Here is a 14,383-nt window from a genome sequence, read left to right on the forward strand (position 1 = left end):
AAACCCGACATGGCAGTGATCGACATCAAGGTGCCCGACATCGGTGATTTTTCCGAAGTGGGCGTGATCGAAGTGCTGGTGAAAGCCGGCGACACCATCAAGGTGGAACAGAGCCTCATCACCGTCGAATCCGACAAGGCATCGATGGAAATCCCGGCGAGCCATGCCGGCGTCGTCAAGGAGATGAAGGTGAAGGTTGGCGACAAGGTCGCCGAAGGCTCGGTGGTGCTGACGCTGGAGGCCGCCGATGCGGCTGCCGCTCCGTCCCCGGCGCCCGCATCCGCACCCGCGGCGCCTGCCCAGGCTGCCGCGCCGGCCCCCAAGGCTGCAGCTGCCCCGGCTCCGGCCGCGGCGAACTTCGGCGGCAATGCCGACCTCGAGTGCGACGTGCTCGTGCTGGGCGGCGGCCCCGGCGGCTACAGCGCGGCCTTCCGCGCTGCCGACCTCGGCCTGAAGGTCGTCATCGTGGAACGCTATGCCACCCTGGGCGGCGTCTGCCTGAACGTGGGCTGCATCCCGTCCAAGGCGCTGCTGCACGTGGCGGCCGTCATCGACGAGGCCAGCCACCTGAAGGCGGCCGGCATCGATTTCGGTACGCCCCAGGTCAACGTGGACACCCTGCGCGGCCACAAGGAAAAGGTCATCGGCAAGCTGACCGGCGGCCTGGCCGCCATGGCCAAGATGCGCAAGGTGACCACCGTGCGCGGCGTGGGCCAGTTCGTGGGTGCCAACCACCTCGAGGTGGAGGAAACCACCGGCGCCAAGGGCCAGGAGAAGACGGGCAGCAAGAAGGTCGTGGCCTTCAAGCGCGCCATCATCGCTGCCGGCTCGCAGGCCGTGCACCTGCCCTTCATGCCCAAGGACCCGCGCGTGGTCGATTCGACCGGCGCGCTGGAACTGAAGGAAGTGCCCAAGCGCATGTTGATCTTGGGCGGCGGCATCATCGGCCTCGAAATGGGCACCGTCTATTCCACGCTGGGCGCCCGCCTGGACGTGGTCGAGATGATGGACGGCCTGATGCAGGGCGCGGACCGCGACCTGGTCAAGGTGTGGCAGAAGATGAATGCCCACCGTTTCGACAACATCATGCTCAAGACCAAGACGGTGGGGGCCGAGGCCACGCCCGAAGGCATCAAGGTCACGTTCGCCGCCGCGGAAGAGGGCGGCAAGGCGCCCGAGCCGCAGGTCTATGACCTGGTGCTGCAGGCCGTGGGCCGCACGCCCAACGGCAAGAAGATCGGCGCCGAGAAGGCCGGCGTGGCCGTGACCGACCGCGGCTTCATCGACGTGGACGTGCAGATGCGCACCAATGTGCCGCACATCTTCGCCATCGGCGACATCGTGGGCCAGCCCATGCTGGCGCACAAGGCGGTGCACGAAGCGCACGTGGCGGCCGAAGTCATCGCCGGCGAACTCACGGGCGACAAGGCGCTGGCTTCGGCCGCGTTCAACGCCCGCGTGATTCCGAGCGTGGCCTACACCGATCCCGAAGTGGCCTGGGTGGGCCTGACCGAGGACCAGGCCAAGGCCCAGGGCATCAAGGTCAAGAAGGGCCTGTTCCCCTGGACGGCCTCCGGCCGCGCCATCGCCAACGGCCGCGACGAGGGCTACACGAAGCTGCTGTTCGACGATTCGCCCGAGGCCCATGGGCACGGCAGGATCCTGGGCGGCGGCATCGTGGGCACCCACGCCGGCGACATGATCGGCGAGATCGCCCTGGCGATCGAGATGGGCGCGGATGCCGTGGACATCGGCAAGACCATCCATCCGCACCCCACGCTGGGCGAAAGCATCGGCATGGCGGCGGAGATCGCGCACGGCTCCTGCACGGACGTGCCGCCGCAGAAGAAGTGAAGCAGCGTGGAGCGTCGCGGCAGATGTCGCGGCGCGTTTCGGAAATCAGGGCGGCTCCGGCCGCCTTTTTCATTTCGCCATGAATCCCATCCGGCACCGGCTTTCCTGCGACCTGCGGTCATCCCACGCTGGAGCCTCCCTGTTGCCAGACCAACTCGGGCATCTGGCGGATCTTTCTGCGGCGAGAGACCGATGGGCTGAGGGGGGCGCGCATCGCCTCTCCTCGGCCAGACCTTCGCACCGGCAAGCCATCGGGAAGCAGGAAGATATCGCATTCACTTGACGAATTTCATGGCCTCATCGATCACCAACTGCGCGCCTTTGTTGGACAGGTGGTCGTCGTCGTAATAAAGCACCTCGTTGCCAATTTGAGTGACGCATCTGCCTGGAATGAAGGTGTCGCAAAATATCTTGTCCGGCCTTACACGGATGAGATTTTCCCTGTCGGGGATGGAGTCGAGCGTCGCTATGGTCGATTCGTTCCTGGCCTTGTAGGAGGCATGTGACGTGGTGAGAGGCTCGGCTTCCATGCGGTCGAATAATAATTTCTTGAGCTGGGTGGCTGGCACATCCCATCCGGCTTCGGGGATTGGGTAGATAACGATGACTTTTTTCCCGGCTTGCAATAGTTGTTCAATGGATGCGCGGTAGTGTTGCTTTATCAATGATTTTCTTTCTGCTTCAGTATTGAATTTCTTTTTGCCATTGACAACGACATCGACGAAGCCATGCTCTCCATCTTCGACGCCTCCTTCACCATTGTCGTATTTGTTTCTTTCGAGGTATTGGGTCCATCTGGCTGACAGTATGACGTAGTGGATGCTTGGATTCTCCAGAAGGAATTTATACGTCTGCTGGTTGTATTCGAAGCACCGGTTCGCCAGGGAAGTGTCTGCTCTGTAGATGTCTTGGATCGGCGGGCATCCACTGTAGGTAAGGCTGAGGAATCCGAGATGCCTCGACTTCAATTCTTTCTCCAGCGCAAAAGAAATGGCGTCAGCATGCGAATCTCCAAGCAGTGCACCTTGCAGGTTTTTGGCGTCTCCCAGCATGCACGAATCCTGAGGCCGGGGAAATGCTGCTGCTCCGAAGTGGCACTCTGATTGCCTGGGGTTCTTGTCGTTGATCGCAAACAGGAATGGAGATGAACTGGCAGGCAATCTCTGCGGAAAACCGTTTGCAATATATCCGCAAGCTCCAATGGCCATGAAGAACGCACTTCCGATGGCAGCATGAATGAATGTTTTTCTGCGGCTTCCGCTGTGTTGGGTCCTGAATGGCGTTTCGATGTATTTCCAGCTGATGAACCCAAGCAGGATCGACAGGAGGGTCAGTATTCCAAACAACGACATGCCTGGCTCGTCCATGCATCTCAGTCTCGCAAGGGCAAACAATGGCTGATGCCACAAGTATGCACTGTAGCTGATCAAGCCGATTCCCACGAAAAACCTGCTGCCCAGCAGTTTGCCCACAAGGTTTCGTTGGCTCGAAAAAGCAAGGATGAGGGCGGCGCCTGTCGTTGGCAAGAGCGAGTACAGGCTGGGAGATGGAGTGTTTTCGTGGAATGAGAATATCGAATACAGCACCAGTGCCAGTCCGGTCAGGCTGGCACATTCACTCGCCGGATGGCTGGCTGAAGCGGCAGCATTTTTGCGGTTGGCATGCAATGATATCAATGCGCCGATAAGTATTTCAAAACCACGTGTCGGAAGCAGGTAGAATGTAAAAGACGGATGTGTTGTCACTCCCCATTGGGCAACAAGCGCGCTGGCTACTGCGGCCAGAAGAAGCAGGAGCATGATACATTTTTTGCCCAGTTTCCATGTCAGCATCAGGAAGGCGGGAAAAAGGATGTAGAACTGTTCTTCAACGGCCAGGCTCCACGTATGCAATAAAGGATTGAGCTTGGATGCCGCGCCAAAGTAACCGCTTGTCGGGTAAAAAAGAACATTGGAAACAAAAAGAGGGACAGCCACCAGGCTCTCTGAGAAGGTTTTCAACTCGTGCGGCAGCATCCAGAGCCACGCGAATGGAAGGATGCACAGCATCATGAAGAAGAGGGCCGGCAGGATTCTTCGGATCCTGCGTTCGTAGAAGCTGGGCAAAGAGAACTTGCCCTTGTCCATCTCTTCCACGGTGATGGTGGTGATCAGGTAGCCGCTGATGACGAAGAAGATATCCACGCCTACAAATCCGCCACTGAACGCGGCAAACCCCGCATGGAACAGGATGACAGGCAGCACGGCCAATGCCCTTAATCCGTCTATCTCCTTCCTGTATTCCATCTGGCGGTAATCCTGTTAAGGCCTGGAAGCTTTCAAAGCAGCATGGCGGGCAATGATGCGCGTATTATGGCAAACCAGGGGAGCGGATTGGCGTGGATATCCAGAAAAACGGATGGCTTCGGAGAGTCCATGGAATCGGGGTACGGATTTTCAGAAAAGGATCGCAGCGACGCCGTGCACGAATGCGCTCCTCCTGCTCGGCGAGAGCTTCGAGCCGGCCGGGCGCGCACGCGGTAGCCCATCCCCCGGTGCGGAACGATCGCTTCAGGCCTCCGGAGTCGCCGCAGGCGCCGCCTATGATGCTTGCGCATATCGCTTCCCCGGAGACAACCACCCATGCGCACTCGCCACTGCCTTCCCGCCTTGCTTCTGGCCTTCTGCGGCGCCGCCTCGGCCGCCTGGCCGGAGCGGCCCATCACCCTGGTCGTTCCCTTTCCCCCGGGGCAGGCCACCGACATCTTCGCGCGTGCCCTCGCGGAAAAGCTGGGTACCCGCCTGGGGCAGCCGCTGGTGGTGGACAACAAGGCGGGCGCCGGCAGCAACATCGGCACCGAGCAGGTGGTGCGTTCCAAGCCCGATGGCTACACGCTGGTGATGGCGGGCAGCGCCATGGCAGTGAACCAGACGCTCTATCGCAAGGTGAATTTCGACCCGCGCAAGGACCTGCAGGGCATCAGCCTGGTGGCCAAGGTGCCGCTGGTGTTCCTGGCCAACCCGGCGTCCGGCATCCGCAGCATGCAGGACCTGGTGGCCCGCGCGCGCGCGGAGCCCGGCAAGCTGAGCTATGCGAGCGCCGGCATCGGCGGCACGCAGCACCTGAGCGCCGAGATGGTGAAGGCGCGTGCCCACATCGAGATCGAACACATCCCGTACAAGGGCAGCGGCCCTGCGCAGTCCGACTTCCTGGGTGGGCAGGTACCCCTGATGGTGGATTCGGTCACGGCGGGCCTGGCCAACATCCAGGCGGGCAAGGCCGTGCCGCTGGCTGTGACCTCCGCCACGCGCTCCAGCCAACTGCCCCAGGTGCCCACGATCGCCGAGAGCGGCCTGCCGGAGTTCAAGGGCTTCGAGGCCGTGGGCTGGCTCGGGCTGATGGCGCCCAAGGGCACGCCCCGGCCCGTCGTGGACCGCCTGAACCGCGAAGTGGTGGACATCCTGAACAGTCCGGACATGCAGAAATTCATCCGTGACCGTGGCTCCGAGCCCGCGCCGACCACGCCCGAGGCGATGGACCAGTTCGTTGCCAGCGAGATCGTGGAGTGGGGCAAGGCGGTGAAGCAGTCCGGCGCTTCGGTGGATTGACGGCGCCTGCCCGGCGCGGGCAACGCCGCCGGGCGGGCCTTCTCACGGAGTTTCTTTGGCGGGTGCCGCCGGCATGTGCGCTTGCAGTTGGCGCAGTGCGCTGCAGAGCCGCTGCGACCGTGCCGTGGCTGCCGGACTCTCCGCCCGGGCTGTTTCGATGTCCGCCTCGATGGCGGCCTGCGCGTGCTGCGCAAGTGCATGCCACGCGGGCGGGTCCAGCAACTGGTGCGCTGCCTGCAGCAGATCCATGCCGGGAACGTGGGCGGCCGCGAGCTTGCGTACGGAGTTCAGCGCGAAAGGAGGGCACGCCAGCGCCTGGATGGCCACCGATCGGGCCACTTGGCGTGGGGAGTGTCCCTTGTCGCCATGCCGCCATGCCCGGACAGCAGTCCATGCCGCGAAGAAGTAGATCATCCCTGCGGCAGCCAGTTGCAGGGCCTCGCCAGGCCACACGAACAGCGCTGCCGGCAGCAGCAGGAACAGCGACGCACCCAGCCCATGGAGCGGCAGCGCGAAATGGCGGAAGCTGTCGGCATGGGCCTGGAGGCGCTGAACCGCAGCGGCGTCACCCGGCAAACGGACCAGGTCCGGTTGCCAGCGCAGCTGGTACACGGGCTGGTGCGGCGACAGCAGCGCAGGCCAGGCCAGGTAGGCCCAGCGGACTTCGAAGCCCTGGGTGGCCAGCATGCCGCGCCAGCGCCTGCGACCTGGGCGATGTACCAGCCCGGCACCCTCGGCCAGGGGCACGCAGGCGTCATACGCATAGAACGCGCAGATGGCCAGCATGACCTGCGCCTCGGGACTGATCAGCGGGAACACGGCAGTTGTTCAGGCATCGGTGCGGCAATAAGCGGAAATAAGCAGGAGCGGGACGCAGGGCCCGCCCCTTGCGGCGTCAGGCGTCTTTCTTGCGGCCGAAGAGCTTGCCGATGCCCGCCAGCAGACCGGCCGCTCCGGCCAGCAGCAGCTTCCAGAACCCGGCGACGAAGCCGCCGATCACGGCCCACAGCCCCTTTTTCGTGGCGACCGCGGCGGCGCCTCCCAGTACGAGCGCGCCCAGCCCGATCTGGGCAATCTTGTCGCCGTTCCTGAATTCGGCATAGGACTGGCCGCTGTTGTACTTGAAGCCGGTGAGCACCTGCTTGAATTCTTCGGTGTCCTGGGCGAGGGCCTCGGGGTCGGAAACCAGGACGGCGCTCATCACTCCCGTGCGCCCGAGGATGCGCGAGGTGTAGTTGATGGCTTTGTGGCCGCTTTCGTCGCGCAGGCGCAGGCCCCATTCCAGCCGCTTGCTCTGCGTGTCGTAATGCGGCTCGACCTGCCAGCCTTCCGTGTAGAGCGCTTCCATTCCCAGCTTCTTGCGCTGCTTGTTGCTCTGCACATCCGATGCCTTCATGGAGGACAGCAGTTCCGCGGCATTGATCTTCTCGTCGTCCTTGACGTAGCCGGTATCGTCGAAGGAGAACACGGCGAACCATTTCAGCGTACCGGGCGCGATCAGATAGTGGTCGGGGGAAGGCGGGTTTCCGTAGAGTTCCAGCAGCTTGGCCGTGTCCTGTGCGCCCAGGAAGCGGTAGCCGCCCGGAATCCGGATCGTGGCCTGGCTGCCGATCTCGCCTTGCCCCTGGTCGATCCAGTGCAGCGCTTTCACTTTTGCCTCGATCTGCGCCTGCCTGTCCGATTCCGTGCCTTGCGCCCAGGCGCCGATGGACAGGCCGATACCGATGATGGCCGCGGCCAACGTTTTTTTCATTGCTCTTCCCCTGTTATGGATTGGTTCTGGATGAGGGCGGCTCCCCTGAGCTGCTCAATGGCGCAGGCCGTGCCGACTTGCGCCGCCAGCACTGTATCCGGTATGGCGCGGCCCACTGCAGCCTTGTGTATCGCACCCGTCTGCCGCGGCAGCAGGAGCGCTTGCCGGATGCCGCGCTGCAGTGATATGAAAATGGTAGCGGCCCGCCAAGGCACAATCGACGCCCCAGCCACTTCCGGGCCGGCACGCGCCGCGCTTTCAGCGTACGGCGAACGACGGCCCCCTTCCTCGATGGAACCCTTGCTGCATGCCATTGCCCACATGGCTCCTGGCCCGGATGCACGGCGCATCTTCCACGGCCGGGGCGGCCTGCACCCGGGTTGCGAGCACTGGTCGCTCGATGCGTATCCGCCCGCCTTCGTGCTCACGAGCTTCCTGCCGATGGAAGAGGACGCCCTGGCCACCATCGGCGCGGCGCTGCAGGACCGCTGGGCGGAGATCGCTCCCGGGGAGCCGCTGTGCTGGGTGTTCCAGTGCAGGTACCCGGGAAAGACCGGGACGCGTCTGATGGCTGGCGAGGTGCCGGAGCCGCATGTGGTCACGGAGCAGGGCGCGCGCTATCGCGCGCATGTGCTGCGGGGCCAGAACCATGGCCTGTTCCTCGACATGGCCGAGGGCCGGCGCTGGGTGCGCGAGCATGTGGCGGCGCGCCAGGCTGCCGACGGGCGCGGGCCGCGGGTGCTGAATCTTTTCGCCTACACCTGCGCTTTCTCCGTCGCGGCTTTGCAGGGCGGAGCGGCCCAGGTGGTCAACGTGGACATGGGGCAGGGCGCGATCTCCATCGGGCAGCAGAACCACCGGCTCAACGGGCTGGAGCAGGGCGCGAGCTTCCTGGCGCACGACGTGTTCTCCAGCTGGGGCAAGATCGGCCGCGGCGGGCCCTATGACCTGGTCATCGCCGATCCGCCGAGCTACCAGAAGGGCAGCTTCGTGGCGACGAAGGACTATGCGCGGCTCATGCGGCGCCTGCCCGGCCTGCTCGCGCCCGGAGGGCATGCGCTGTTGTGCCTGAACGCGCCCGAACTGGGCACGGAGTTCCTGCTCGGCCAGATGCGCGAGCAGGCGCCGGAACTGCGCTGGGTGGCGCGGGTCGCGAATCCGGCGGTGTTCGCGGACGTGGACGCGGAGCGGTCACTCAAGGTGATGGTGTTCGCGCTGGATTGATCCACCATCAGCGGGACGGTCAGTCGGTGCCGGCTTTCAGGCGGAAGACGGCGCCTTCGAACGTACCACTCACCGTGCAGGACGGGACGCCGGCACCCGCGCCGTCGGGGGCCATGTCCAGCCGGTAGCTGCCGGTTGCCACGGCACGGGCGCTGCCTTGCCCATCCTTCGGTATCGTGCGGACTTCGGAGATGCGCAGTTCGCCCTTCCGGATGGCCCAGGGCGGGGAGGGATCACGGAAGACGACCGCCGATCCGGTGCCGGGCTGTCGTGGCTTGCGATCGGCATCGGATTCGGCTGCCAGCCGGAAAGTGCCTGCCAGTGATGCGATCTGGCCGGGACGCAGCAGGCCGGGCGGCGCCGTGAGATGGAATTGCACGCCCGTGGCTGCCGGCGCGGCCTGATGTCCGGCGGGGACGCGCAATGCGATGACCAGTTCGTCGTCTCCGTCGAGCTGGGCTGCGTAGAGCGTGTCCCACCGGGTGTCGGCGTCCTCCCAGCGGTGAGGGGCTCCGCACAGGTCGATCGAGAAGCGGGTGGGGGCCGGCGGGGCATCGCATGCGGGAAGGGCGGCCAGGGGAAGGCTGGCCAGCATGGCGCGCAGGGCCCGGCGCGCGGAGTGTCGGGTCGGCTTCATGGGAACCAGCCTAGCAGGAACGACTCCCATCCGCAGGATGGTGGGGGGCCGCTTTCGCGGACCCGGTACCATCGCGCTCGCGGAATGTGCATCGGCAGCGTTGCCGTGCATGCCCCTTCCGCCGGACCCGTCTGCCGCGATGCCGCGCCAGGCCGGCCCAACGCCCGCCCGCTGCGCCAATGGGTTTTTACTTCCTGACCGTGTGATTGCTTCCCTGCTCGCTTCCCTGCGCTCCTGGCTGTCCAGCGGGCCGTTTTCCTCGCTGGCCCGGCGCGTTGGCGCCGCGTTGCGCTGGTTCCTTGCCAGGCGGCCGGCCTGGATGCTGCTGTGGGCGCTGGCCGCCGTGCCGGCGGCGCTGGTGGTCTATACGCTGCTGCTCTGGCCTTTCACGCCCGCGATCAGCGACATCCGCAAGGCCAAGACCGAGCAGCCGGCCCAGCTCGTGTCGGCCGACGGCCGCCTGCTGGCCGAGTACCGCTGGGTGAACCGGGAATGGGTGGCGCTGGAGGACATCGCACCGTCGGTGGTGGATGCGCTGATCGCCACCGAAGACCACCGCTTCTACGACCACTTCGGGCTGGACTGGCGGCGCACGGGTTCGGCGCTGATCCGCACCCTGGGGGGGGACAAGCAGGGGGGATCGACGATCACGCAGCAGCTCGCACGCAATCTCTACCCCGAGGACGTGGGCCGCGCCCCCACGCTGACGCGCAAGCTCAAGGAAGCGATCACGGCATTGAAGATCGAGGCGCTGTATTCCAAGGACGAGATCCTGGAAACCTATCTCAACACGGTGCCTTTCCTCTACAACGCCTATGGCATCGAGATGGCGGCGCGCACCTACTTCGACAAGTCGGCGGACAAGCTCACGGTGCTGGAGAGTGCGACGCTGATCGGCATGCTCAAGGGCACGAGCTACTACAACCCGGTGCTGAATCCGGAGCGGGCCCAGGCACGGCGCAACGTGGTGCTGGCGCAGATGGAAAAGCGCGGCAAGCTGTCGTCCAGGGATTTCGAGACCCTGTCCAAGCGGCCCCTGCGCATCCGGTTCGAGCGCCAGCTGGAGGCCGCGGGCCCGGCACCCCACCTGGCCCAGCAGCTGCGCAAGCAGCTCATCGACTGGGCTGACCGCAATGGATACAGCCTGTATGCCGACGGCCTGGTGATCCGCACGACCATCGATTTCCGGTTGCAGACCCTGGCCAACCAGGCGGTGGCCCGGCAGGGCCGCCAGCTGCAATCCGTCGCCGACGGTGCGTGGGGGCCGCGGGTCTGGAATGCCAGGAGTTCCCTGGTGCAGGCGTTCGTGCGGGAGTCGCCCCAGTATGCCGCTGCCGTGGCGAAGGGCACGCCCGAGGACGACGCCCTCAAGACCCTGATGGCGGATGCGGACTTCATGCGCAAGCTGCGCCAGGAAAAAACCCGCGTGCAGGCGGGCTTCCTGGCGATGGATCCCCGCACCGGCCAGGTCCGCGCGTGGGTGGGAAGCCGTGATTTCGCGCAGGATCCGTTCGACCACGTGCAGGCGGCGCGGCGGCAGCCGGGCTCGACCTTCAAGCCCTTCGTCTATGGGGCTGCCTTCGCCAAGGGGGCCCTGCCCACCGATACGCTGATTGACCAGGCCGTGGAGATCCCGCTGGGCGGCGGCCGTGTATGGCGTCCCACGGACGAAGGCGCCGCGCCGAGTGGCGAGCCGATGACGCTGAGCGACGGGCTGGCCTATTCCAAGAACACGATCACGGCGCAACTGATGCAGCAGGTCGGACCGGAACGCGTGGCCGACCTGGCGCGTGCCATGGGCGTGCGGGAGTCTCCGCTGGATGCCGTGCCGTCCCTGGCGCTGGGCACGAGCCCTGTCACGCTCAAGGAGATGGTGGCAGCGTACGGAACCATCGCCGGGGCGGGCCGTTACATCGCACCCACGGTCATCACGCGCATCGAGGACAAGGACGGCAAGGTGCTGGAGGACTTCAGCCCGGCGGCCCCGGAGCGCGTGCTGGGGCTGGGCCCCGCGCAGATGCTGCGCAATGCGCTGCGCGCCGTTGTGGACAAGGGCACGGGCGCCGCCATCCGGTCGCGCTACGGTATCACCGCGGACGTGGCGGGCAAGACCGGCACGACGCAGGACGCCGCGGATGGATGGTTCCTGCTCATGCATCCGCAACTGGTGGCGGGCGCCTGGGCCGGTTTCAACGACGGCCGCGTGACGCTGCGCAGCGATTACTGGGGGCAGGGCGCGCACAGCGCGCTGCCGATGGTCGGCGACGTCTTCCAGCAGGCCCTGCGCTCGCGCGTGATCGACCCCGGAGAGAAATTCATCGACCAGGAGGAAAGCACCTGGGTCGGCCAGGCGGTGGACGGCGTGCGGCAGTGGGCGCTCTCCGTCTATGACCTGTTCGGGCGGCGCACCGATGCGCAGGCGGGTGGCCCGGGCACTGAGCCGCCGGCGAGGGCGCCTTTGCCGCCTTCCAGTGCACCGGCCAGCGCACCCGCGGACACGCGGCCCGAGATCACCGAGGCGCCGTTGACGCCGCTGCAGGATGCGACGCCCAGCGCGCCGTATGTTCCCCCGGCCGAGGTGGACCTGCCGCCGGAAAGCGGGGATTCCGCGGCGCCCGCGGCCGTCTTCGGCGGCAGCCGCGCGCTTCCGCCCGTGACGACCGATCCGCCGGGATCCACCGTGCCGGGCACGGCGCCCGCGGTGGCTCCCTCCGGTGCGGCGAGCGGGTCTGCCGGAGGTGGCGCAGGCGCCGGCGTGGAGGTGGCGCCCGTCCAGCGCGGCACCGTCGTGCCGGGGGGCGCGCAGCAACCGTTCTTCGTCGAATCGCGCCCCTGAGCGCGCGCAACGTGCGCTGCGGTTCCGCGGAGCGGATCCGCGCCTTCGGATCCGCTGGGCACGTTTCCTGCGAGACCTGCCGCGGTATGCTGGCGCGGCCGTGGCCGGGCAGAGTCCCTGCGGATCTCCGGAGCGCGGCATTTTTCCAGGACCTCCATCCCTTTTTGCAACGAACACTCGAAGGCCCCCGCATGCAGCGCACGTCCGTCGCCACCCTCATCGCCACCGCCGCCCTGGCGGCCGCCGGCTTCCTGCAGGCCGCCCATGCCGGTCCCCGGCTCGACCGGATCATGGACACCAAGGTGCTGCGCGTCGGCACGCCGGGCGACTACCGGCCCTTCGCGATCAAGGCCGACGGCGGCTATGCGGGCCACGACATCGACGTGGTCGAGGCCATGGCGAAGGAGCTGGGCGTGAAGGTCGAATACGTGCCCACGAGCTGGCCCAACCTGATGAAGGACATCCAGGCCGACAGGTTCGACGTGGCCGTGGGCGGCATCACGCGCAACGTCACGCGCATCCGCCAGATCGAAATGCTGCCGGGCTACGCGCCGTTCGGCAAGGTGGCGCTGGTGCGTGCCGCCGACAAGGACAGGTTCCGGACCCTGGCCGATCTGAACCGGCCGGGCGTGCGCGTCATCAAGAACCCGGGCGGCACCAATGAAACCTTCGTGCTGGAAAACCTCAAGGCGGCCGAGGTCAGCACGCACGACAGGAACGCGGAGATCCCCGCGCTCATCGCCGAGGGCAAGGGCGACGTGATGATCACCGAGACATACGAGGCCCTGTACTACGCCAAGGCCGATCCGCGCCTGTATGCGGCTTTCGTCGCCGCGCCGCTCACGCCGCAGAACACGCTGGGTTTCATGCTGCCCAAGGACGACGCGGACTATTCGCGCGTGATGGAGTTCGTCTGGGGCCTGATGGATGCCCGCGGCCAGCTGAAGCAGGCGGCTGACAAGTGGCTCAGGTGAGCTTCGGGCCGCTGCGCCCGACAGGCGGCACCTGCCGCCCGAAGTAGGCTGCCGGCGTGCGGCCCAGTTCGCGCTTGAAGAGGGCAATGAAGGCGCTCACGCTGTCGTAGCCCAGCTCCAGTGCCACTTGCGTCACCGGACGGCCGTCGGCCAGCCACTCGAGCGATCGCAACAGCCGAACGCGCTGTGTCCAGGCCGTGAAGCTCAGGCTGGTTTCGGCCACGAAGCGACGGCTGAGGCTGCGGCTCGACAGTCCGGCCCAGTCGGCCCATGCCTGAAGGCTCCGGCGCCGCGCCGGGTCCTCCAGCAGCGCGCCCGCGATGCGCAGCAGGCGTGCGTCGTTCGGCATGGGCAGGCCGAGCTGCCTCGGCACCATGTGGTGCAGCTCATCGAGGATGACGGCCGCCAGCCGATCCTGAGCCGGGTCGGGCAGGGCGGTGGCGCGCTCGGCGCAGCGCAGCGCTGCCTCCCACAGCAGCGGGCTGACCGCCACGGTGCATGGGGAATCCGGCAGGCTTTGGCAGGCGGGGCCCGCCACGTACAGCGACCAGCCGGTGAAGGCGCCATGCATGCGTGCGGAATGCGGCCGGGCCGGCGGCAGCCAGATCGCATGCCGCGCCGGAACCACCCATTGGCCGGTATCGGCACCCACGCTGAGCACGCCGCGCGCGCAGCCGATCAACTGGCCGCGGCAGTGGCTGTGCGGGGCGGTATCGTGGTTTTCCTGCGTACCGGCGCGGCCGACCACCAGCGGGCCTGCGTCGTCATCGTGCAGGTCGACCCATGCAGCAGTGTCGGGCATGGCGTGATCGCGCTATCGAATGGCGCCGCCAGCTTAGCAGGCCGGCGCGGCCTTCACTAGCATGGATCCATGACCTCCCGCTCCGATTCCATCGCGCCGGATGGCGCTCCCGCCATCGACCTGGACGCACTCTACGACGCTCCTTCCGACGCCATTACCCGGGGCGTGCTGCCGGTGCTGACGCCCTTCCACGTCGAGTACCTGCGTGCCGCCACTTTCTTTTGCCTGGCGACGGCAGGGGGCGACGGGCTGGATGCATCGCCCCGCGGCGGGCCGCCCGGCTTCGTGCAGGCGCTCGATGAGCGCACGGTAGCCTTCGCCGACTGGCCGGGCAACAACCGCATCGCCTCGCTGCGCAACCTGGGCGAGGATGCGCGGGTGGCCATGCTGTTTCTGTTCCCGGGGCTGGACATCTTCCTGCGCATCAACGGACGCGCGCGGCTGTCGCTGGCGCCGGATCTGCTGGCACGGCTCGCGGAGCACGGCAAAAGCCCCAAGCTGGGCGTGGTCGTCGCGATCGACGAGACGTTGTTCCACTGCGGCAAGGCCATCCACCGGGCGCAGTTGTGGGCGCCTGAGTCCCATCTGGACCGGCGCGATTTGCCCACGCCCGGACGGATGAAGGCCGCGGTGCTGGGATGGAGCGAGGCCCAGGCCTCGGATGCGGATGCGCATTACGCGCACGCCGTGCGGCATGGCCTGTACTGACTTTCCGG

The 14,383-nt window shown here is 66.2% G+C and carries 11 protein-coding genes; 6 read left to right on the forward strand and 5 right to left on the reverse strand.

The annotated features are described in order from the left end of the window. Positions 1–9: 9 nt before the first annotated feature. Positions 10–1,854: a dihydrolipoyl dehydrogenase gene (lpdA, locus tag T336_RS0111115; RefSeq protein ID WP_026432591.1), complete on the forward strand. Its 1,845-nt coding sequence runs from the start codon at positions 10–12 to the stop codon at positions 1,852–1,854. Positions 1,855–2,129: 275 nt separating this feature from the next. Here the strand turns inward: lpdA and T336_RS26045 are convergent, their stop codons facing one another. Beyond that, positions 2,130–4,139 (reverse strand): acyltransferase family protein, encoded by a 2,010-nt coding sequence (locus tag T336_RS26045; RefSeq protein WP_026432592.1) that lies wholly within the window; start codon positions 4,137–4,139, stop codon positions 2,130–2,132. 336 nt (positions 4,140–4,475) lie between these two features. Between T336_RS26045 and T336_RS0111125 the strand changes: the two genes are divergently transcribed. Further along, positions 4,476–5,441, forward strand: a complete 966-nt coding sequence (locus T336_RS0111125) for a tripartite tricarboxylate transporter substrate binding protein (protein ID WP_026432593.1) — start codon at positions 4,476–4,478, stop codon at positions 5,439–5,441. Between the two features lie 42 nt (positions 5,442–5,483). Here T336_RS0111125 and T336_RS0111130 read toward each other — a convergent pair whose 3' ends face one another. Both T336_RS0111130 and T336_RS0111135 read right to left on the reverse strand, forming a co-directional pair. Beyond that, positions 5,484–6,260, reverse strand: a complete 777-nt coding sequence (locus T336_RS0111130; RefSeq protein ID WP_026432594.1) for a hypothetical protein — start codon at positions 6,258–6,260, stop codon at positions 5,484–5,486. Between the two features lie 76 nt (positions 6,261–6,336). Beyond that, positions 6,337–7,194, reverse strand: coding sequence for a DUF2167 domain-containing protein (locus tag T336_RS0111135; protein WP_026432595.1), 858 nt, complete (start codon positions 7,192–7,194; stop codon positions 6,337–6,339). A gap of 291 nt (positions 7,195–7,485) precedes the next feature. Here T336_RS0111135 and T336_RS0111140 point away from each other — a divergent pair, with 291 nt between their 5' ends. After that, positions 7,486–8,418 carry a class I SAM-dependent methyltransferase gene (locus T336_RS0111140; RefSeq protein ID WP_026432596.1) on the forward strand — a complete coding sequence of 311 codons (933 nt, stop codon included), beginning with the start codon at positions 7,486–7,488 and terminating at the stop codon, positions 8,416–8,418. Positions 8,419–8,437: 19 nt separating this feature from the next. Here T336_RS0111140 and T336_RS0111145 read toward each other — a convergent pair whose 3' ends face one another. Further along, positions 8,438–9,055 (reverse strand): fimbrial protein, encoded by a 618-nt coding sequence (locus tag T336_RS0111145; protein ID WP_035225749.1) that lies wholly within the window; start codon positions 9,053–9,055, stop codon positions 8,438–8,440. Between the two features lie 319 nt (positions 9,056–9,374). Here T336_RS0111145 and T336_RS0111150 point away from each other — a divergent pair, with 319 nt between their 5' ends. Then, complete coding sequence (locus T336_RS0111150) at positions 9,375–11,891, forward strand: penicillin-binding protein 1A (protein WP_244883924.1); 2,517 nt, start codon at positions 9,375–9,377, stop codon at positions 11,889–11,891. Positions 11,892–12,082: 191 nt separating this feature from the next. Next, positions 12,083–12,865 (forward strand): transporter substrate-binding domain-containing protein, encoded by a 783-nt coding sequence (locus tag T336_RS0111155; protein ID WP_026432599.1) that lies wholly within the window; start codon positions 12,083–12,085, stop codon positions 12,863–12,865. Here T336_RS0111155 and T336_RS0111160 read toward each other — a convergent pair. Further along, on the reverse strand, positions 12,858–13,667 hold the full coding sequence (locus tag T336_RS0111160; RefSeq protein ID WP_026432600.1) for an AraC family transcriptional regulator: 810 nt from the start codon (positions 13,665–13,667) through the stop codon (positions 12,858–12,860). The genes T336_RS0111155 and T336_RS0111160 overlap by 8 nt on opposite strands. Before the next feature lie 69 nt (positions 13,668–13,736). On the opposite strand from T336_RS0111160, the gene T336_RS0111165 reads away from it, so the two are divergent. Continuing rightward, a complete protein-coding gene (locus T336_RS0111165) occupies positions 13,737–14,375 on the forward strand; it encodes an MSMEG_1061 family FMN-dependent PPOX-type flavoprotein (RefSeq protein ID WP_026432601.1) in 639 nt (212 codons plus the stop codon). Positions 14,376–14,383 lie beyond the last annotated feature (8 nt).

This window comes from Paracidovorax oryzae ATCC 19882, assembly GCF_000687165.1.
GTDB lineage: Bacteria > Pseudomonadota > Gammaproteobacteria > Burkholderiales > Burkholderiaceae_C > Paracidovorax > Paracidovorax oryzae.

Bases quoted from the DNA above. Each gene is read 5' to 3' on its own strand.
- T336_RS0111165 (WP_026432601.1), top strand. From the start codon at position 13,737: ATGACCTCCCGCTCCGATTCCATCGCGCCGGATGGCGCTCCCGCCATC.
- T336_RS0111135 (WP_026432595.1), bottom strand. From the start codon at position 7,194: ATGAAAAAAACGTTGGCCGCGGCCATCATCGGTATCGGCCTGTCCATC.
- T336_RS26045 (WP_026432592.1), bottom strand. From the start codon at position 4,139: ATGGAATACAGGAAGGAGATAGACGGATTAAGGGCATTGGCCGTGCTG.
- T336_RS0111160 (WP_026432600.1), bottom strand. From the start codon at position 13,667: ATGCCCGACACTGCTGCATGGGTCGACCTGCACGATGACGACGCAGGC.
- T336_RS0111125 (WP_026432593.1), top strand. From the start codon at position 4,476: ATGCGCACTCGCCACTGCCTTCCCGCCTTGCTTCTGGCCTTCTGCGGC.
- T336_RS0111145 (WP_035225749.1), bottom strand. From the start codon at position 9,055: ATGAAGCCGACCCGACACTCCGCGCGCCGGGCCCTGCGCGCCATGCTG.
- T336_RS0111140 (WP_026432596.1), top strand. From the start codon at position 7,486: ATGGAACCCTTGCTGCATGCCATTGCCCACATGGCTCCTGGCCCGGAT.
- T336_RS0111150 (WP_244883924.1), top strand. From the start codon at position 9,375: ATGCTGCTGTGGGCGCTGGCCGCCGTGCCGGCGGCGCTGGTGGTCTAT.
- T336_RS0111155 (WP_026432599.1), top strand. From the start codon at position 12,083: ATGCAGCGCACGTCCGTCGCCACCCTCATCGCCACCGCCGCCCTGGCG.
- lpdA (WP_026432591.1), top strand. From the start codon at position 10: ATGGCAGTGATCGACATCAAGGTGCCCGACATCGGTGATTTTTCCGAA.